This is a genomic window from Ruegeria sp. CF5 (genome assembly GCF_056537325.1).
In genome coordinates, this window is record NZ_JBQFRI010000001.1 from 749061 (window position 1) to 768007 (window position 18947).

Annotated in this window: 19 protein-coding genes; 4 read left to right on the top strand and 15 right to left on the bottom strand. The window is 57.6% G+C overall.

The annotated features are described in order from the left end of the window. Window position 1 precedes the first annotated feature (1 nt). From ACR0NW_RS03540 to ACR0NW_RS03600, 13 genes are all read right to left on the bottom strand, one after another. The gene (locus tag ACR0NW_RS03540) at window positions 2–973 is read right to left on the bottom strand and encodes a DMT family transporter (RefSeq protein WP_480448830.1); all 972 of its coding nucleotides are present in this window, start codon (window positions 971–973) and stop codon (window positions 2–4) included. Window positions 974–976: 3 nt separating this feature from the next. Beyond that, window positions 977–2320: a TRAP transporter large permease gene (locus ACR0NW_RS03545; RefSeq protein ID WP_480448829.1), complete on the bottom strand. Its 1344-nt coding sequence runs from the start codon at window positions 2318–2320 to the stop codon at window positions 977–979. Between the two features lie 6 nt (window positions 2321–2326). After that, complete coding sequence (locus ACR0NW_RS03550; RefSeq protein WP_480448828.1) at window positions 2327–2875, bottom strand: TRAP transporter small permease; 549 nt, start codon at window positions 2873–2875, stop codon at window positions 2327–2329. Next, complete coding sequence (locus tag ACR0NW_RS03555; RefSeq protein WP_480448826.1) at window positions 2875–3933, bottom strand: C4-dicarboxylate TRAP transporter substrate-binding protein; 1059 nt, start codon at window positions 3931–3933, stop codon at window positions 2875–2877. The genes ACR0NW_RS03550 and ACR0NW_RS03555 overlap by 1 nt, the downstream gene beginning before the upstream one ends. Before the next feature lie 152 nt (window positions 3934–4085). Continuing rightward, window positions 4086–4874, bottom strand: coding sequence for an IclR family transcriptional regulator (locus tag ACR0NW_RS03560; protein WP_480448825.1), 789 nt, complete (start codon window positions 4872–4874; stop codon window positions 4086–4088). A 118-nt stretch (window positions 4875–4992) separates the two neighbouring features. Further along, window positions 4993–5781 (bottom strand): SDR family oxidoreductase, encoded by a 789-nt coding sequence (locus tag ACR0NW_RS03565; RefSeq protein WP_480448824.1) that lies wholly within the window; start codon window positions 5779–5781, stop codon window positions 4993–4995. 2 nt (window positions 5782–5783) lie between these two features. Continuing rightward, window positions 5784–6584 (bottom strand): enoyl-CoA hydratase, encoded by an 801-nt coding sequence (locus ACR0NW_RS03570; RefSeq protein ID WP_170650812.1) that lies wholly within the window; start codon window positions 6582–6584, stop codon window positions 5784–5786. Window positions 6585–6596: 12 nt separating this feature from the next. After that, on the bottom strand, window positions 6597–7511 hold the full coding sequence (locus ACR0NW_RS03575) for an SDR family oxidoreductase (protein WP_480448823.1): 915 nt from the start codon (window positions 7509–7511) through the stop codon (window positions 6597–6599). A gap of 10 nt (window positions 7512–7521) precedes the next feature. Next, window positions 7522–8376 (bottom strand): MaoC/PaaZ C-terminal domain-containing protein, encoded by an 855-nt coding sequence (locus ACR0NW_RS03580; RefSeq protein ID WP_480448822.1) that lies wholly within the window; start codon window positions 8374–8376, stop codon window positions 7522–7524. Window positions 8377–8385: 9 nt separating this feature from the next. Beyond that, complete coding sequence (locus ACR0NW_RS03585) at window positions 8386–9543, bottom strand: acyl-CoA dehydrogenase family protein (RefSeq protein ID WP_480448821.1); 1158 nt, start codon at window positions 9541–9543, stop codon at window positions 8386–8388. A gap of 4 nt (window positions 9544–9547) precedes the next feature. Continuing rightward, window positions 9548–10669, bottom strand: coding sequence for an acyl-CoA dehydrogenase family protein (locus ACR0NW_RS03590; protein WP_480448820.1), 1122 nt, complete (start codon window positions 10667–10669; stop codon window positions 9548–9550). Between the two features lie 6 nt (window positions 10670–10675). Next, window positions 10676–11869, bottom strand: a complete 1194-nt coding sequence (locus ACR0NW_RS03595; RefSeq protein WP_480448819.1) for an acyl-CoA dehydrogenase family protein — start codon at window positions 11867–11869, stop codon at window positions 10676–10678. A gap of 9 nt (window positions 11870–11878) precedes the next feature. Continuing rightward, complete coding sequence (locus ACR0NW_RS03600; RefSeq protein ID WP_480449593.1) at window positions 11879–12364, bottom strand: MaoC family dehydratase; 486 nt, start codon at window positions 12362–12364, stop codon at window positions 11879–11881. A gap of 243 nt (window positions 12365–12607) precedes the next feature. On the opposite strand from ACR0NW_RS03600, the gene ACR0NW_RS03605 reads away from it, so the two are divergent. The 4 genes from ACR0NW_RS03605 to ACR0NW_RS03620 are packed head-to-tail and all read left to right on the top strand — an operon-like array spanning window position 12608 to window position 16834. Then, window positions 12608–13768 carry a CaiB/BaiF CoA transferase family protein gene (locus ACR0NW_RS03605; RefSeq protein WP_480448818.1) on the top strand — a complete coding sequence of 387 codons (1161 nt, stop codon included), beginning with the start codon at window positions 12608–12610 and terminating at the stop codon, window positions 13766–13768. Next, entirely contained in the window at window positions 13765–15042 is a 1278-nt protein-coding gene (locus ACR0NW_RS03610; protein WP_480448815.1) for an acetyl-CoA hydrolase/transferase family protein, read from the top strand. Before ACR0NW_RS03605 ends, ACR0NW_RS03610 begins: the two co-directional genes overlap by 4 nt. 14 nt (window positions 15043–15056) lie before the next feature. Continuing rightward, window positions 15057–16430, top strand: coding sequence for a hypothetical protein (locus ACR0NW_RS03615; protein ID WP_480448814.1), 1374 nt, complete (start codon window positions 15057–15059; stop codon window positions 16428–16430). 11 nt (window positions 16431–16441) lie between these two features. Next, the gene (locus tag ACR0NW_RS03620) at window positions 16442–16834 is read left to right on the top strand and encodes a lipocalin-like domain-containing protein (protein WP_170650822.1); all 393 of its coding nucleotides are present in this window, start codon (window positions 16442–16444) and stop codon (window positions 16832–16834) included. Here ACR0NW_RS03620 and ACR0NW_RS03625 read toward each other — a convergent pair. Beyond that, window positions 16831–18039 carry a CaiB/BaiF CoA transferase family protein gene (locus tag ACR0NW_RS03625; protein WP_480448813.1) on the bottom strand — a complete coding sequence of 403 codons (1209 nt, stop codon included), beginning with the start codon at window positions 18037–18039 and terminating at the stop codon, window positions 16831–16833. The two genes, ACR0NW_RS03620 and ACR0NW_RS03625, sit on opposite strands and share 4 nt — an antisense overlap. Window positions 18040–18042: 3 nt before the next feature. Next, complete coding sequence (locus tag ACR0NW_RS03630) at window positions 18043–18942, bottom strand: HpcH/HpaI aldolase/citrate lyase family protein (RefSeq protein ID WP_480448812.1); 900 nt, start codon at window positions 18940–18942, stop codon at window positions 18043–18045. Window positions 18943–18947: the final 5 nt, after the last annotated feature.

The window sequence follows — 18947 nt, forward strand, 5'->3', positions numbered from 1 at the left end:
GCTATGGTCCTTCACCAATACCACGTGCACCCCGGCGGGTCGGGCGGGCCACGCCCTGAGCCAACAAAAGGCCCATACTGATCACACAAAACGCCGCAACCTTGCGCAAGGTGATCTCCTCTCCCAGAAACACAACCCCAAGGACAGCCGCCCAGACGGGAACGATATATCCAACGATCGAAAAGAACGCCGTTCCGTGCTTTTGAATGAGGCCGGTGCGCATGGCTTGCCCCAGACCGCTTAGCCCCGTCCCCAGCATCACTACGCCAAACAGTGGCTGGAATGTCTCCCAGCTAGTGTTGCCCTGAGAAAACAGCCCCTTGGTAGAGGTTACGAAACCCGCAAGTCCGAACGGCGCAAGCGCAATGCCCCCCACCAAAAGCGACAGCGACGCCACCTGTAACGCAGGCATAAATGGCATGCGCTGAACCATCAGCCCGGACACGGCAAAGCACAGACAGGTCACGCAAAGCGCAAGGTAGGGAAGCACGCCCACGCCATCCGCCGACAAAGCGGCTCGCGGATTGATCATGATCACCAGCCCGAGAAAGCCCAGAAAGAACCCGGCCCATTTCTTCCAGCGATATCTTTCCTTCAGTACCACCCGCACCAGGAACAGAGTGAACAACGGCAGCGCTGCAATGAACAAAGCGGCGGCCGTGGTGTCGACACGTTGCTGCGCCCATGCCATTGAGAATTGCGGCAGGGCATAGCCGATCAGGCCAAGCGCCAGAACCCAGTACCAGTGATGGCCCGTCATGGGGATCAGCCCGCCCGTTGCCCAGATCGGAAGGAACAGCGTGACACCCCCGATCAGCAGTTTGGCACAGCTCATCTCGGCGGGGCTGTAGCCCTCGAGCGCCAGTTCGTTGAACAAAAAGACCGAACCCGCGATGAAACTCATGACCATCAGGCTGGCATAGGCGCCTGCCCCCTGAGAGGGAGCAGGCGCATTCTGGGCCTCAGCCGACATGTGTCACCACTTGCTATATGGCAATAGCAACGAGATTGCCGGAAACAGGACGATCAGTCCAAAGACCAGAATATCCACCGCGAGGAAGTTGATAACCCCCCGGAAAATCTTGTGCACTGGCGCATCGGGTCCAACCACCGAATTGATGATAAAGACGTTCAACCCGACAGGTGGCGTAATCAGACCGATCTCGAGCAGCTTGACCACGACAACACCAAACCAGATCAAATCCAGTCCCATGCCTTCGACCAACGGCACCACAAAGGGCAAGGTGAGCAACATGATCCCCAACGGATCAAGGAACATGCCCATGATCAGGTACAGGACCACAATCACCAGCAGGATCGACCAGTCTGCCATCTGATAGTATTCCGTCAGGGCAATGACTTCGCGGGTCAGGCCCGTGAGCGAGACAAACGCCACGAACATCTTGGCACCCGCAGCGATAAAGAAAATCGACGCGCTCTGCAGGGCGGTGTCCTTCATTGCAGAGAGGAAGTTTGCCCAGTTCAGCTTTCGCGCAAAGATGCCGTAACCCAAAGCAATGGTCATGCAGACCGCTGCGGCCTCGGTTGCGGTGAAGATCCCGCCATAAATGCCGCCAATGATGATGATGAACAGCAACAGTGCCGGCCATGCATCAAACAGTGCCTTCCAGCGTTCCCAGTCGGTGATTTCCTCTTGCGGAATGGGGGCTTGTTCGGGGTGGCGGCGTGTCCAGATGAAGATCACAAGCAGCATTCCAAGCAGGGACAAGATACCCGGCAGAACACCAGCAAGGAACAGCTTGTTCACCGACTGCTCAGTGAACAGGCCATAAAGAATGAACAGAACCGATGGCGGGATCAGCGATCCCAGTGTGCCACCTACAGCCACTGTCGAAGTCGACAGGCGGATCGAGTAGTTGTAGCGGCGCATCTCTGGAATGCAGATCCGGCCCATGGCCGCGGCGCAGGCCACCGACGATCCGGTGATCGCTGAAAAGCCGCCACAACCCATGACCGATGCCATTGCCAGACCGCCTGGAACCTTGGCCAGCCAGACACGGCCGGCATAGTAGATCTTGGTCGTTATTTCCGCATGATAGGCTATATGCCCAAGCCCTATGAACAAGGGCACCATACTGAGCGGGTAAGAGTGCAGGAACTCGAAAACGTTGTTCGAGATCAACGACATGGTCGGACGCACCGCCTTGGCCATCTGGAACGTATCGCTGAAACGATAGCCATAAAAAAGGAAAGTGCAGACAATGGCCAACCCGGCCAGGGCAACACCAATCGGCACGCGCAGCGCGATCAGGAGCAACGCAATGGCAAAGCCAACCATTCCGATCGTTGTGGGATCCATCGGGGACTACCCTTCTTCAGGTGTATTGGATTGAGGTCTGCCTGGGCGGATCACCGCCATCAGATCAATGACGATGAGCGAAAACAGCCGAATTACAAACGCCAGATAGCCGACGAAGAACGCCAGTTTTCCGGGCCACTCGGGGAGATCAAACTCGCCGTAGTAGTAGTTGCCGTCACCCCAAGCGGTGCTGAAACCCTGCCAGCCGCCGTAAGCGATGGGCAACAAAACCAGAAACCCGATCAGCGACCCCAACAGATCGCTCCAGGGGCGCACGCCCTTTGGCATCAGATTGATGAAAACGTCCACGGCAATATGAGCCCGGTCAGCGGTGACATACGCCAGTGGCAGAATAATCGCGGCGATCATCAAGTCGCGCACGATGATTTCGGCATCCGGCAAGGACCAGTCAAACACGGCACGGCTGACCACGCCTGAGAAGATGATCGCACAAATCAACAGGATGCTGATGGCCGCCAAGACAAGAAGCACCCGTTCGACAAGTTGCAACACCCGGGGTCCGGGTGTTGCGGTTATGTTGGAGTCAGTGCTCATCAGCGGGTCCAGGGGTAGCCTTTGGCTTCCCGCTCTGCGTCCCACTTCTCGAGCATGCCCATGTAGGCAGCGGCGACGGCGTCCGCGTCGATGCCGGACTCCTTAGCCTTACCTTTCCAGTCATCCAGATAGGCCTTGGATGCGGCCAGAAGCTCGGTTTTCTGCTCGGCCGGGAAATCGTTGAACGAGATTTTGCCAGCGGCCTCCATGTCTGCGACGGCCTTGGCGTTGGCTTCACCGATTTTTTGGGCGTAGACGTCCACCATCTCGGAACCGAGTTCATCGATGATCGCTTGGTTCTCAGGGCTCATCGCGTCGTAGGCGTCCTTGTTCATGACAATGGCCAGCCCCATCAGCGCGCCCCAGTCCAGCATTGTCACGTCCGTGGCAACTTCGTTCAGTTTGAACGCAGGAATCGCGTAGCTGTAGAACATGGTGCAGTCTATCAGTCCGGTATCCAGACCCTGATAGGTGTCATAAGCCGTCATCTTGACCGGGATCGCACCAAGGTCCTTGGCCACTTTCCCGTAAACCGAGATGCCGCGCATTTTGACGCCCGAGAGATCGGCTACCGACTGAATGGCCTTGTCCTTACACACCAGCTGGATCGGGCCGGTGGTGATGTTGGCCACAAAATGCAGGTTCAGAGCGTCCCATTCGGCCTTGAGCACGTCATTGGTGGTGTTCAACTCGTAAAACGCGCGGGTCGACGCCCAGGGGTCACTATACTGCGTCGGCAGGTCCGCCAGCAAAAAGGCCGGATGCAGACCGGGATTGTAAACGCCGATGATAAAGCCAATATCCGCCGCGCCATCGCCGATGCCCTTGGTCGCGGCCTTGGCTTTCAACAGCGCGCCGCCCCAGTGAATTTCCATCGTGATCTCGCCATTCGTACGTTTGGCCAGCTCGTCTGCAAACCAGTTGGTCGTCTCGGCCCGTGCACCGCGGTTCGGGCTCTGGTCCGTGAAGTTCAGCTTCATTTCCGCACTGGCTGGCATGGCAAGCGACACCGCTGCAAGGCCAGCGGCTAGAACCGCTGCAAGTTTCGTGGTTTTCATCATGGTTCTCCTCCCAATTTGAATTCTGTTTTTGTCGGACCCTCGTGATCCCATGTGCCGCGCAGAAACCAGGCCAAGTGATGGCCGAAAAATCTCCCCAGATCCGCGCCTGATTTTTGTCAAACCCCAGGCGCACCGTTCTGAACGGTTTTTCAGGCGCTCCCTCTTCTGTTGTATCCAAGAACTTTCGAAATATCGGCGCCCGCCTTTTTGGCTGCGTCGATGTATTTCTGCTTGTCCCTTTCTGCCCGCGAGACCGGGACGCCAATGGTGATGGCCGCAATAACCTCGCCGTCAGAGTTGAAGATCGGCGTCGCAAAACCGGCCGCATCCGCCGAGTAGGCCCCCATCGTGATCGAAATTCCCGTCTCGCGAATTTCGCTTACGATCCTTTCAAGCTCGACCCGGTCCGTGGCCGTATTTTCTGTCAGCTTTTCCATTTTCGCGTCGTCATAATAGGCCTCTCGCTGACGATCGGTCAGAAACGCGAGGAACACGCGACCGGCAGCCGAGCAATACAGCGCCCGCCTTGCGGCAATTGGTACGGAAAACCGAATGGATTTGTCCGATTCAATCGAGTCGATATACGAAGAAAACCGCTGGTCTGGATCAAGCTGCGCCAAAAGCACGGTTTCACCGGTCAACTCGCGAGTTTGCTCAAGATAGGGTCGCGCGATCTGTCGAATGGTGCGGCCCGCAAGAATTGTAGACGCCAGTGAATAGGCCTCTGAGCCAAGGAAATATAACGTCCCCTTGCGACTGAGAAACCCTTGATCTGTAAGGGCTTTCAAAGTAGACGAAAGCGAGCTTTTGGGTACGTCCAGATGGTTGGCAATAGCTGACAGGTTCAGACCCTGAGGCTGATCCGCCAGAAGCCTCAAGAGCGAAAATGCACGCGGTAGAACCATTGGACCTTCCATGCGCGTGGTTTCTTTTGCCAAGTTTTTCTCCAGTTCACATTTTGGAATTTCGTTCCTATATAGGAAAAATCCTACAGCCAAAGGCGGATTTGTCAATCCGCAGTGCGGCGAACCGGATAGGTCGGGCGATATTTGAGGGTCAGTCTGCAAGGTAGGACTCGTACCGAACGGGCTGGAGGTTCAGACCATTGCCTCCGTCACAGGGGATCGCGCCACCCGTGATATAGGCACCAAGGTCGGAACTCAGGAACATTGCCAACGCGCCAATTTCATCGTTTCGTCCCAGCCGTCTTAACGGAACTGAATTGAGCTTTGCGTCAAGCAACTCCTTTGTTGGAAACAGTTTCTCCATCCCGCCTGAACCTTCAATCGGCCCCGGCAGGATCGAGTTCACCCGAATGCCTTCAGGGCCCCACTCAAGAGCAAGCGTGCGGGTGATCTGGTCGATGCCTGCTTTAGCAGCACAGACATGGACCTGCCCGACCAGTGCCGTGTGGGAATGAGGTGACGAGACGTTGATGACGGACGCACCCGGCTTTTTCAGATGTGGATATGCAGCATGCATAACGTGGTGGGTGCCCAGTAAGTCGATCTCCATCACCGCCCGGAATCCGTTGGATGACAGATCCTTGGCCAGACAAGGGAAATTTCCCGCCGCCCCGGAAACGACAACGTCAATCTTCCCAAAAAGTTCGACGGATTGGCTGAATGCTGCAGCCACTTTGTCGTAGTTTCTGACATCGGTCGCGCAACCTTCGGCGGCGCCGCCATGCGCACGCAACTGGGCAACGGCTGCTTCAACCTTGTTCGGGTCTCGGGAAAACACGAACAAGTTGGCCCCCGCCCTGGCAAAACTATCAGCAATGCCGAGGTTGATGCCATTCGTTCCACCAGCGACCAACACGTGTTTTCCCGAAAAATCAAACATCTCTACTTACCTCTGAACATCGGTTTGCGTTTCTCGGCAAAGGCGGTCACGCCTTCGACCCAGTCATCCGATGCTGCGCAAATGGCAAAGTTGCGGGCTTCCATAGCCAGTTGTGTCTCAATGCTGTTGGCGTGGCTGGCATACATCATCTCTTTGATGCAGCCGTAGGAAACGGTTGGCCCGTTGGCTAGCCGCTCGGCCAGCCTGAAGGTCTCGGCCTCGATGTCCTCTGGCTCCACAAGGAAGTTTACGAGATTGTAGCGATAGGCAGTTTCCGCATCGAACTTGTCGCCGAGAAAGGCCAATTCCAACGCGCGCCGGGTGCCGATGATCCGGGGCAGGTTAAAACTGCCTGTCCCGTCCGGGCTCGCGCCAATGGCGGAATAGCTGAAGCGATAGATCGAGTTCGTGGCCGCAATAGTCAGGTCACAGGCCATCATGAACGACATTCCCGCCCCGGCTGCGGCTCCTTCGACCGAGGCCAGAACCGGTTTTTTCATACGCTGTAGCTGGAACATCATCGGATGCAGTGAATGCACGCGACGCTCGAAATAGACTTTTCGCTTTTCACTGGGCATCGGCGCGATTTCTTCGGCAAAGGACTTTACGTCGCCCCCGGCCATGAAGTTTCCTCCGGCTCCGCGCAACACAACACAGCGTACTTTGGGGTCGTTTTCGATTTCGTCCACCGCATCGAACATCGCATGGCGCATGTCCATCGACAGCGCGTTCAGCACCTTGGGGCGGTTCATAGTCAGGGTGGTGATGCCGTCCTGATGATCGACAAGAAGATGATCTGTCATGACCTTGGTTCCTTAAACCGGGTCCCAGTTGAAGTAGCTGGGCGATGTGTCGGGGGGCGTCATAGAGCGGCTCATCTGCGGGAAGGCCGTGTCGACGATAGCCTTTGCGGTCCACCCGTCTGCCTCATGGGCCGTATGGACCGGGCGGGGCTGGCTGAAGCAGTAGAGCTCATTGGCGCGCGCGCCGAAGATTTGGCCCGTCACGTCGCTGGCTCTGTCACTCAGCAAGGCCACCGCGAGTGGTGCCACCTTTTGCCCGTGGCTTAGCTTGTCCAGCATAGCCATGCGTTCCTGATAGAGCGGATTGTTTTCGGGGATCGAACCGGTCATGCGGGTAAATGCCCAGGGTGCGATACAGTTCGAACGGGTTTTAAACCGCGCCATATCGATAGAAATCGACCGGCTGAGGCCCGCAATTCCCATTTTGGCCGCGGCGTAATTCGCCTGCCCCAAATTACCGACAAGGCCAGAGGTCGACGTCATATGCACATAAGAGCCGGTGGCGCGCATCTTGAAGTGGTCCGCCGCCGCGCGGCACATGAAAAACGAGCCGTTAAGATGGACCGAGATGACATTGTGCCAGTCTTCCTGGGTCATCTTGTGAAAAATGCCATCCCGCAGCAATCCGGCATTGTTTACGATGCCATCAAGCTCACCAAAGGTGCTGATCGCGTTTTCAACAATGGCGTGGGCCTGATCCCAGTCGGCCACTGAATGTGTATCGGCAATGGCATTGCCACCCTTTGCGCGGATTTCGGCAGCCACCTCTTCGGCAGGGCCGGTGTTGGCTTCTTGATCACTCACACCTGCGCCAAGGTCGTTTACAACAACATTGGCGCCCTCTTCAGCGGCCAAGAGCGCAATGTATTTACCCACCCCGCGACCCGCGCCGGTCACAATGACGGTTTTGCCTTCCAGAAGCCCCATGCTGCTATCCTCAACCCTTTAAAGAGACTGTGCCGCGGTCCAGCACCACTTCGTTCCGGTCTTCGACCGTCACCCGAAACTGCGCACCGGTGTCCGTGTTCCAGATATCTGTGCGCACGGTGTCCCCTGGAAAGACCGGACGACTGAACCGGCAGGCCATTCCGCCAAAGCGGTTGGAGTCACCACCGGCCACATGCTCAAACAACTGATGCGCAGCGATCCCCATCGTGCAAAGCCCGTGCAGAATAGGCCGGTCATAGCCTGCCTTGGCAGCAACCGGGGGCGATGCATGGATTGGGTTGTAGTCGCCACTCAGGCGATAGATCAGCGCCGAGCGCAGATCGATGGTCTTGCGCAACGACAGATCCGGCGCGGTGTCAGGGGCCGCTGTCAGGGCCTCGGGCACCTCGCCGTGATCGCCGTTTCCCCCGTCTCCCCGACAGAAAACACCGGACGTGACACGGGCAATTTCCTCGCCATTGTCAACGTCCTGAAGCAATTTTTCGTAATACAGGATGCACCCTTTTTCGGGTCCCTTGTCGACCATTCCCCGCACACGGAAACTGGCCTTGACTTTGCCCGAAGGCGGCAGGGGTTTCGAAACGCTCAGGAACTGTTCCGCATGCAGAACTTTGACCCAGTCAATTTCCAGTTCGGGTTCTTTCAACCAGAAACCGGGATGCCCCAGCACCATCGCATATGAGGGAAGCACCTTTAGCCCGTCTTCATACAGATATCGAAGATCATTCTCGTCACAAGGATCCTGCCCCAAATTGACCCCCAGACCATAAAGCATGACGTCACGCTCGGAATAGCTGACTTCAGCGTCATTGAAGGGGTAGTTCAGTACCTTTTCAACCTGCATGATCGGACCTCAGTATGATTTGGGCAGGCCAAGCACGCGCTCGCCTATGAAAGATGCGATTAGCTGCTCGGACACAGGGGCGATGCGGGTGATCAGCACCTCGCGCAGAAGGCGTTCGACGTGGTATTCTTTGGCGTAGCCCATGCCCCCATGTGTCAGCACCGATTGCAGGGCCGCGTTGTAACCCGCCCGTGCGCCCAGAAATTTGGCCGCATTGGCCTCGGCTCCGCAGGACTGGCCACTGTCGAAGAGTTCGGCTGCGTTCATCGCCATGAGCCACGCGGCCTCAAGCTCCATCCAGTTTTCGGCCAACGGATGCTGGATGCCCTGATTTTGTCCAATCGGGCGGCCAAACACCTCGCGCTCGGCGGCATATCCTGCCGCGCGCCGCAGAGCATCCTGCCCGATGCCAACGGCCTCGGCCCCGATCAGCACACGCTCCGGGTTCATGGCGTCGAGGATCTGGTAAAATCCGCGCCCTTCCTCTCCAACCAGATCGCCTTCGGGAATGAAGAGGTTGTCAAAGAAGATCATGTTAGAGTCGACCGCCTTGCGCCCCATCTTGGGGATGCGCTGTACTTCGATCTTGGATCGGTCAAACTCGGTGTAAAACATCGAAATGCCGTCTGTCTTGCGGCTGACATCCTCGCGCTTTTCGGTCCGGGCCAGCAACATAATCCGGTCGACCACCTGCGCGGTGGAATTCCAGATCTTGCGGCCATTCACCACCCAGCCACCATCCACCTTTTTGGCGAAGGTTGTGATTGATGTTGTGTCCAGACCGGCGTTGGGCTCGGTCACGCCAAAGCTGACCTTGTGCTCACCCTTGACCAGAGGCGGGATCCACTTGGCCTTTTGCTCGTCGGTCCCGTAGACAAGGATCGGGTGCGGGCCAAACATGTTTATATGGATACAACTAGCCGCCGACATAGCGCCCGTTTGGGCGATCGTATGCATCATGACCGCCGCTTCGCTTACGCCAAGGCCCGCGCCACCGTATTCTTGCGGCATGGTGATCCCCAGCCAGCCAGCCTCGGCCAAGGCGCCATGAAAGTCATGTGGAAAAATGCCGTCCTCATCCCGCGCCAGCCAATAGTCATCGCCGAAATTGTTGCAGACAGCCTGAACGCCATCACGGATGGATTGCAGATGTTCACTCAACGCCATTGCCTCACTCCCCTTCGGCAAACCGGTTGAGGTGGTGGTTCGCATCACCAAACATCACGTCGATTGCCATCAACCGTTTGAAATAGTGGCCAATCGGGTATTCATCCGTCATTCCGATGCCGCCATGCAGCTGCACTCCTTGTGCGCCGACAAAACGCGCAGCTTGACCCACTTTGGCTTTCATGCCGGAAACCAATCGTGAGACACCTGCCCCGCCTTCATCCAGACGCATGGTGGTCATGTCAGTGATGGCCTTGGCCTCCTCGACAGCGGTGAACATGTCGACCAAACGATGCTGGATCACCTGATTGTCGCCAATCGCACGGCCAAACTGGTTGCGCGTGCCGGTGTACTCTTTGGTGATATCAAGCACCCTCTGCATTGCGCCCACCGCTTCGGCCGAAACCGCGCAGATGGCGGCATCAATCACGGATTGCAGCGCAGGCAAGGCCGCGCCTTCCTCCCCCAGTAACTCGGCCGGAACATTTTCCAGCCACAGGTCACTGGCTCGCTGCCCGTCCACCATCGGATAGTCCTGCCGCCGTAGACCCGATGCATTTGCATCGACAACAAAGGCAGAAATGCCCTCGGGCGAAGCGACACTTCCCGAGGTGCGGGCAATGACAACAATCTGGTCGGCACTCGCAGCATGCAGGACAACCGCCTTATGCCCATTCAGCACATATCCGTCGCCCGCGAATGCGGCTGTGGTTTCGACAAATCCCAGATCAAACCGCGCCGCCGCCTCACCATGTGCGAGAGCTAACTTGCGCGCACCAGTAACAACTTCGGGCAGAATTGTATGTTTCTGCTCTGCACTACCCAGTCTTTCGACAAGGCCGGCCCCAAGAAGAACTGTCGAGACAAAAGGCTCAAGCGTGATACCTGCGCCCAATGCCTCTGCAACCACGCCGATATCCACTGCCGACCCGCCAAGGCCTTCATTGTCTTCGGAAATGGGCAGCCCCAACCAGCCCATCTCGGCAAATGTTGCCCAGTTCTCCTCGGAATAGCCCAGCGCTGTTTCCGCGAGTGATTTGCGTTGGGAAAACTCGTAGCGGTCCTGCACGAACCGCTCCACACTGTCCTTCAGCATTGTCTGCTCCTGGGAAAGTTCAAAATCCATAGCTGCTTACCCCAGGATCAGTTTCGCAATTATGTTGCGCTGAATTTCGTTTGTGCCGCCATAGATCGTGGCCGCACGCTGATAGAGATGGTCCGCCATCGCGCCATGCAGATAATCTGGCCCGATCGGCCCGTCATTGCGCTGCTGGAAAACGGGATCAGGTTCATAGGCCATGCCATAAGCCCCCAGCGCCTCAACCGTCAGCGTCTTGATATCCTGCGCAATCTCGGCACCGCGTATTTTCAGAACCGACGGCTCCGCCATCAGCTTCTTGCCAGCGATGTCCTGGCTGAGATACCGCAGCTCCATGGCTTCCAGCGTCATCAGATCGGTTTCGATCTTGGCGACACGCCGACGGAAGTCTGGATCATCTCCAAGCACGCCCGCCCCTATCCGCTGGACTTTGGCAATCTCTTTCAGGCGTGCCAGTTGATACTGCGAACGCGCCACGCGAGCGATCATGTTGCGTTCATGACCCAGCAGGAACTTGGCATAAGTCCAGCCTTTGTTTTCTTCCCCAATCAGGTTCTTGGCCGGCACACGTACATCGGTAAAGAACACTTCGTTCAGCGAATGCTCCTGATCCAGACCGATGATCGGGCGGCGCTCGATCCCGGGTGTGTTCATGTCGATCAGGATAAAGGAAATGCCTTCTTGCGGTTTGCACTCGGTATCGGTGCGCACCAGGCAGAACATCATGTCGGCATATTGGGACCAGCTGGTCCAGATTTTCTGGCCGTTGATGACATAGTCATCACCATCGCGCACCGCCCGTGTCTTAAGGTTAGCAAGATCCGATCCGGCACCTGGTTCCGAATACCCCTGACACCACCAGATATTGCTTTCCAGAATATCCTGAAGATGAGTGTCCTTCTGCTCCTGCGTACCAAAGGTGTAGATCACCGGGCCCACCATGTTCAGACCAAAGGCAATGGTCTGCGGTGCTCCCGACAGGAAATACTCGCGGTTGTAGATGTATTTCTGCGTCAGCGACCACCCGGTTCCGCCGTATTCCACCGGCCAGTTCGGGGCGATCCAGCCCTTTTTGTGCAAAGCCTTTTGCCAGGCCACAATGTCATCCTTAAGCGGATGCAAGCCCCTGTCGGACCGATCCAGCAGAGCGGCGGGCAAGTTGTCCTTCAGGAAACTGCGCACCTCCTCCTGAAAGGCAAGATCATCATCACTGAATTGCAAATCCATCTTGCCCCCTCAGGCCGCTTCTGCGGGACGCTTGCGCATCAGCGCGGTGCGGGTACAGGTCGCGACAACTTCGCCACGCTGGTTCAGGCCCTCGTGATAGAACACGACGATCCCGTCATCAGGACGGGATTTGCTTTCGCGCTTGGAGGTGATGGTTGTGCGCGTACGGATTGTATCTCCGTGGAACACGGGGCGCGGAAAGTTGATGTCGGTCATCGCCAGATTGCCGACCGTCGTCCCGAGTGTGGTTTCCGTCACGGTCATCCCGATCACCAGACCCAACGTGAAGATCGAGTTCACCAGCGGCTTGCCGTATTCGGTCTGCTCGGCGAAATGAAAGTCGATGTGCAGGGGCTGCGTGTTGAGCGTGGCATTGCAAAACTGCATATTGTCATACTCGGTCACGGTTCGTGACATGGCATGGTTAAACACCTGCCCCTCTTCAAACTCCTCAAACCACAATCCAGCCATTTCGCTCCCTCTTCGCGCGGCGATCTCAACCTGTTCGGAACACTCCGTTCCAAGGTCGAGCTTCGATGTTTGCGTATTTCTGAAGTTAGTTCTATTATCCGAATACTATGTATGGCAAGGAAAATTATCAGATCGGCAATAGTTTCATATTTTGGATTAAATCCACGTAAGTTACTGTTTTAAAACAAACATGATCAGAGCTAATCTTGTTCGATGATACGAAACAAATTTACCAAAGGCAGAAAAATCACCAAGGAAAAGAACCTCATGGACAGCTGGAAACCGTTGCAAGGCCTCAAAGTGATCGATTTTTCAATGCTTTTGCCGGGGCCGCTCACCACCTTGATTCTCGGAGATCTGGGGGCCGAGATCATCAAGGTGGAACCGCCGGGCGGAGACTATGCACGGCACATGAAGAGCCACATGTTTGATGGTGCCAACAGGGGTAAGAAAAGCATCGTGTTAAACATGAAGGCTCCCGAAGCGAGGCCGGTCGTCGAGAAGCTGGCCGCCCATGGAGATGTCGCGATCGAGGGATTTCGTCCCGGCGTGGCGGACAAGCTGGGGTTCGGGTCCAAAGCGTTGCATGCCATCAATCCCGGGTTGGTATACTGTTCTCTTTCAGGCTTCGGTCAAACCGGACCGGCGGCGACCAAGGCAGGTCATGATCTGGCTTATCTGGCAATGGGTGGATCGCTGGCCTATCGCGGGCAATTACGCCAACCGCCCAGCCGCGCGTCGCTGCCCATCGCGGATATTGCCGGAGGGGCCTTTGCTGCCGTGGCAATCCTGGCCGCCCTGCGCGAAGGCAAAGGCGCCACTCTGGACCTGAGCCTTTACGAGGCGGTTCTATATGCTTCGGCTTTGCGGTTTGGCTTTGAAACCCCTGCGGATAGCGTCGATCACCTTTATCCGGCCAACGACCTGTTCCAATGCGCCGATGGCCGCCAGATCGCACTTACCGTTGTGGAAAAAAAGTTCTGGCATAACCTCGTCAAGGTGACAGCCGATATTGCACCGGCTCTCGGCGCGGCAGAGTTCACGACCGAAGCCGGACGGCTGCAGAATCACAAATCCCTGATGCGCATTCTGGATGACATGTTTGGCACACGCCCTGCCGAGGACTGGATTGCGCTGTTTGATCCGGCCGACGTGCCCGCCGCGATCTGCGTGACCAATCAGGAGGCACTCACCTCAGCGCAAACCATGGCTCGGGGCCTTTGCCGCCAATCCGGGTTCGGGCCGATCATGCCCTTCCCCGTGGTTGCCAACGGCACAACCGTGCCTGATCACGCCCCCGCGCCGACGCTGTCGCAAGACGCCAGAGGCATTCTGTCCTCGCTCGGATTTTCCGATGCAGAAGCTGCATCGCTCGCCGCAAGTGGTGCGGTACAGGTGCCGGCCCCATCGCAGGAGACCGACGCATGACACTCGCGCCCGTTCCAGCCAAATCCCTGACGCTCGCGGACTTTATCCGACCGGGTGACCTTGTAACATGGGGACAGGCTATGGCGGAGCCCTTGGAACTGATTTCTGCTTACACCGCCCAGCGCCAAGACATCGGCCCCACGCGTGCGTTTTTTGGCCTATCCCTTAGCCAGGCGATCCGGGAAGAACATACCGACAAGATCTCTCTTCTCAGCTACGGGGCGCTGGGGTCTGCAGCGGGGCTCCTACACAAAGGGCTGGTGCGCATGATTCCGTGCCGCTACTCGACCCTGCCACACCTGTTGCGCCAGGGACCGTTGCGCCCGGATGTGGTTTTTGTCCAGCTCAGCCCTCCCGGCCCCGATGGCACACACTCTCTGGGATGGTGCAACGATGTCATGCATGATGCCATTGATGCTGCCCGCGTGGTTCTGGCCGAAATCAATCCGAATGTTCCCTGGGTGCGGATGGATCGCCCGCTGGATGAGGCCAAAGTCTCCGCCACCATAGAAAGCACGCGCACCCTGCCCCGTTTTGCTCCGCCACAACCGGGGCCGGTCGAAACAGCCATTGCCCACCACCTGTCCCAACACATCCCTGATGGGGCAACCCTGCAATACGGAATCGGTGCCATCCCTTCTGCAATCCTGAATGCCCTGAAAGGTCACAAGGATCTGGGGTTGCATTCCGGCCTCGTGACTGACGAAATTGTCGACCTTGCAGCCTGCGGGGCGCTGACCAACTTGCGCAAAGCCTGCTATCAGGGGGTGTCTGTCGGGGCAGTCGCGATAGGAGGGCAAAAACTGGCGGATTTCATGACAGACAACAAAGACTACCTTTCCTGCCGAACCAGCGTGACACACGGGGCCGCCGAACTGGCCAGCCTGAACAACCTTGTCGCAATCAATTCCGCGCTCGAGGTGGACCTTCTGGGGCAGGTAAACGCCGAACAGCTGGGCGACCGTTACCTCGGCGCGATTGGTGGGCAGCCCGACTTCATGCATGCTGCAACCAGTGCGCCAGAGGGGCTTTCGGTGATCGCCCTGCCGTCCACCAGTGGCAAGGACGGCACACACTCGCGCATTGTCAGTAAACTCACGGGACCGCAGGTCACCACCACGCGATCCGACGTCGACCTTGTGGTGACCGAACACGGCGTGGCTGACTTGCGCGGTAAGGATATCGAACAACGCCGCAAAGCACTGCTGGGCCTTGCGGCGCCCCATCACCGAGACGCTCTGGAACGCACAGCGAAAAGCCGCACTCAGACATGACAGTGCGGCAGGTCATGAGCATTGCGCTGCTGGGCTTCGTATGCCTGTTTGCCATTGGACGCGAGTTTGGCGCCCTCGAAGCTCTGGCCCCCCTTACCGGCTTGGCACTGTTGATATGGGCAGCGATCGAATGGCGGCAGCTGGCCCTGATCGCCAAGATTACATTTTCCGCATCACTGGCTCTGGGACTCTTTGTTTACAGCACGGGTGGCTTCAGCAGCGAGCTGCTGGCCACAGCGGTTGCGCGCAGCGCATTCTTTACCTTTTTCCTGATGTCCATGGACATCTTGCGCACCGCCGCCATGTCCTCTCCAATGGTGCTGGAAAGCGGTAAGATCATCGTCAGCCAACCTCCGGGACGGCGCTATGCAATGATAACCATCGGCGGGCATCTGTTCTCGATCCTCTTGAATCTCGGCTCCATCACGCTTCTTGGTACGATGAACCGCCGCAGCATCGAAGAAAACCCCGACGGAGAAAGCGCGCGCGTTCAGGAAATCCGGTTGCAGCGCATGACGCTGGCTCTGCTCCGCGGATTTACCGCCTTTACGATGTGGGCCCCCACCTCTGTCACCACAATCGTGGTCCTGTCATCCGTACCCGAACTGGACTGGTCCAGCTTTGCTCCGGTCGGGTTCATCGCCGTCGCCGTATACCTAGCCTTTGGCTGGCTGCTGGATCGCCTGTCTCATCCACGTCGCGCAATTGCACAGGCCGAGCCCCTGACACAGGTACTCGTCACGCTGATCCCGATGACGGCGCTGACGATTGCGATCCTGCTGTTGGCCCTGTGCGTCAGCTGGATCGTTGACGTGCGACTGATCGCGGCGCTATTCATGTCCGTTCCCGTGGTTGGATTCCTCTGGATGTTCCGGCAGAACCTGAACGCTGGCCCTGCAGGCGCAGCCTCTGCGACCGCTGAACGTCTGGGCAAACAGGTGCTCCCAGATCTGGTAACACTACGCTCCGAGGTCGCAATCCTGGCCGCCGCAGGATTCATTGCCGCCATTCTGCCCCACCAAATCGATACCGAGCAGCTGGGGCAGTTCGTTTCCGGCCTCGGCCTGACCGAAGGCATGCTCCTCGTGGCACTTCTGTGGTTCTCGGCACTTAGCGCGCCCCTCGGCCTGAACCCGATCATCTCGGTTGCCGTCGGCATCGAGATCGTGTCCCGCCTGCCGGGTTTTGAGTTCAATCCCTATCTTCTGGCGCTTGGCGGCATCTGGGCCTGGGGCGTGGCAACCGGCTCTTCCCCCCTCGGGGCCACAACGCGCATTTCGGGGCGCACGATCAATCGCAGCCCTGCCTTGATCGGCCTTGTGTGGAACCGCCCCTTTACGCTTTTCTTCCTCGCAGCGGCGTCGGCTATCCAACTTCTCTTTCACTAAAGGAAATCGCTATGTCATCCTCCTTCACAGGAACCTGGACACTTCAGGAATGGACCTCTCTCAAGAACGGCGCGCCTGCGGGTTATCCGATGGGAGAGGACGCACAAGGCCAGATCATCTATGCCGAAGACGGCCACATGTGCGCCTTCCTGATGCGCAGCGATTTTGCCGGCCAAAGCGAACTTGGTACGCCCGACACCTGCCTTTCTTACGGCGGTAGCTGGCATTTCTCGGACGGCAAAATCAGCCACGAAGTGCATTTTTCCAACCTGCCGCACTGGGTCGGCAGGACGCTGCTGCGCTTCGTGTCACGGGATGGCGACACCATGCAACTGCGCACAGAGCCGGAATTCAGTAAATCCGGCACCCGCTACGAACATCTGCTGGTCTGGAAAAAGGTCTAGCTGTCTTTAGCCGCCCCCGTCACGCCCGCTTTCAGCATCTCAGATATCTCCGCCTCGGAGTATCCGGCCTCGGCCAGGATTTCTGTGCTGTGCTCGCCAAGACGGGGCTGCAACCTGCGAATTGAGCTGGGCGTTTTCGAAAACCGCACTGGCGGATCGCTCATACGAATGCGCCCCTCGGTCGGGTGGTCCGCGAAATGCCAGAAGCCGGTCGCGGCAAGCTGCTCGTCGTTCAGGAGATCTTCCTTGGTGTTGACTTTCTGAACGGGGATTGCATGAGCATCCAGTTCTTTCACGAGGAATTCGGTCATCATTCCCGAGACCATATCCGCAAGAATACCGTAGATTTCTTCTGAGTTCTTCGTGCGCGTCGCCAGATCCGCAAAACGCGGGTCGTCCATCAGATCCTCTCGGCCGGCAATGCGGAACATGTCCTGCCAGTTCTTGTCCGTATAGGGCAGCACGCACAGGAACCCGTCTTTGGTCGGGTAAGGGCGGCGCATCTTGTTCAAGAGACGCGCATAACCCAACTCGCCAATCGGAGGGTCAAAGGCAGCTCCACCGGCATGTTCGACCATGAGGTAATCCACGAGCGATTCAAACATCGGAACCTCGATCACTTGTCCCTCGCCTGTGCGCTCGCGATGGAACAGCGCAGCCAGAACGGCCGAGAGCACATGGAATGAACTGGTCTTGTCCGCCATGATGGTTGGTACAAAGCGCGGCTCACCCCCGCCCGAAATCACGGTTTGCAGATCGGTGATACCCGAAGCCGCCTGAATCACGTCGTCATAAGCGGGCTTGTTCGCCATCGGGCCGTCACCACGGAACCCGTAGGTTTTGACATAGACCAGACCGGGATACGCCTTGAGGAACTTTTCATCGTTCAGCCCCAGCTTTTCAGCGATCGCGGGACGCATGTTGTGCACGAACACATCCGCCGTGCCGACCAGCTTGAACAGAGCCTCGCGCCCCTCATCCTTGCTGAGGTCAATGATGACAGACCGCTTGTTGCGGTTGGTGAACATAAAGAACGACGCCATACCAACGTTGCGACGCTCTCCGGTATAGCGGGTCGTGTCACCCTGATGGGTTTCGACCTTGATGACATCCGCGCCCATATCCCCCAGCATCTGTGTAGCCCAGGGGCCAAGGATCACGGTCGTCAGGTCGACGACACGAATTCCGTCAAGTGCTCCGGCCATGGTCTATCCTCCTACCGCTTTGATCTGTTCGGAAAGCGCCAGCAGGTTACGAGCCTGTTTGAGATGCGGCATGTCCAGCATCTGCCCTTCCAGCCCCACAGTGCCAAGACCGGGATTCCGCTCGAAGATATCAACAACCTTCTGGGACCATGCAACCTCTTCCTCGGTGGGCGTAAAGGCTTCGTTGATGACAGCAGCTTGCGCAGGGTGAATCGCGATCTTCCCGATAAATCCGGATTGGCGGTCATACTCGCAATCCCGTCGTAGTTCTTCGAGATCGCGAAAGTTGGTCACCACAACACCGACGGGCTGTGCATCCACGGCCCGCGCCGTGGTCAGGCACAAGGTGCGCGCATACTGGAACGGGTGGTCGTACTCTCCGTTGCCCGGGTGACGGTTCGTGGAAGCCCCCAGCGCAGCGGCCAGATCCTCTCCGCCCCAGGTCAGGGCGGACAGCCGGTCACTCACACCATCAAGGTAGGTGTGAAAAGTTAAAAGCGCGGCGGCGGTTTCGGTCGCAACAGAGAGGATTTTTGTCGAACCGATGTCCAGTCCCGCCGCCGCTTCCAGAGCAGACAAGCGCTCTGCCAACCGGTTGATATCTTGGGCATTGTTGACCTTTGGCAAAACAATTCCGTCCGGCGCCCCGGGCATCACCGCGGCAAGGTCTTCCAGAGAGAACGCGTGATCCAGCGGATTAACCCGCACCCACAGCTTCTGGCGACTGCGCTCGGGATTCGCTTTGAGAAACTCCCGCGCCATGTCACGGGCGATTTCCTGACGGTCGTCCGCCACGGCATCTTCCAGATCAAGGATCAGAGCATCCGCCGGGTTTTCCCGCCCTTTGGCCAGTTTGCGGTCGCTGTCGGCAGGCACAAACAGCCAGCTTCGTATCAAGGTCATCTTTT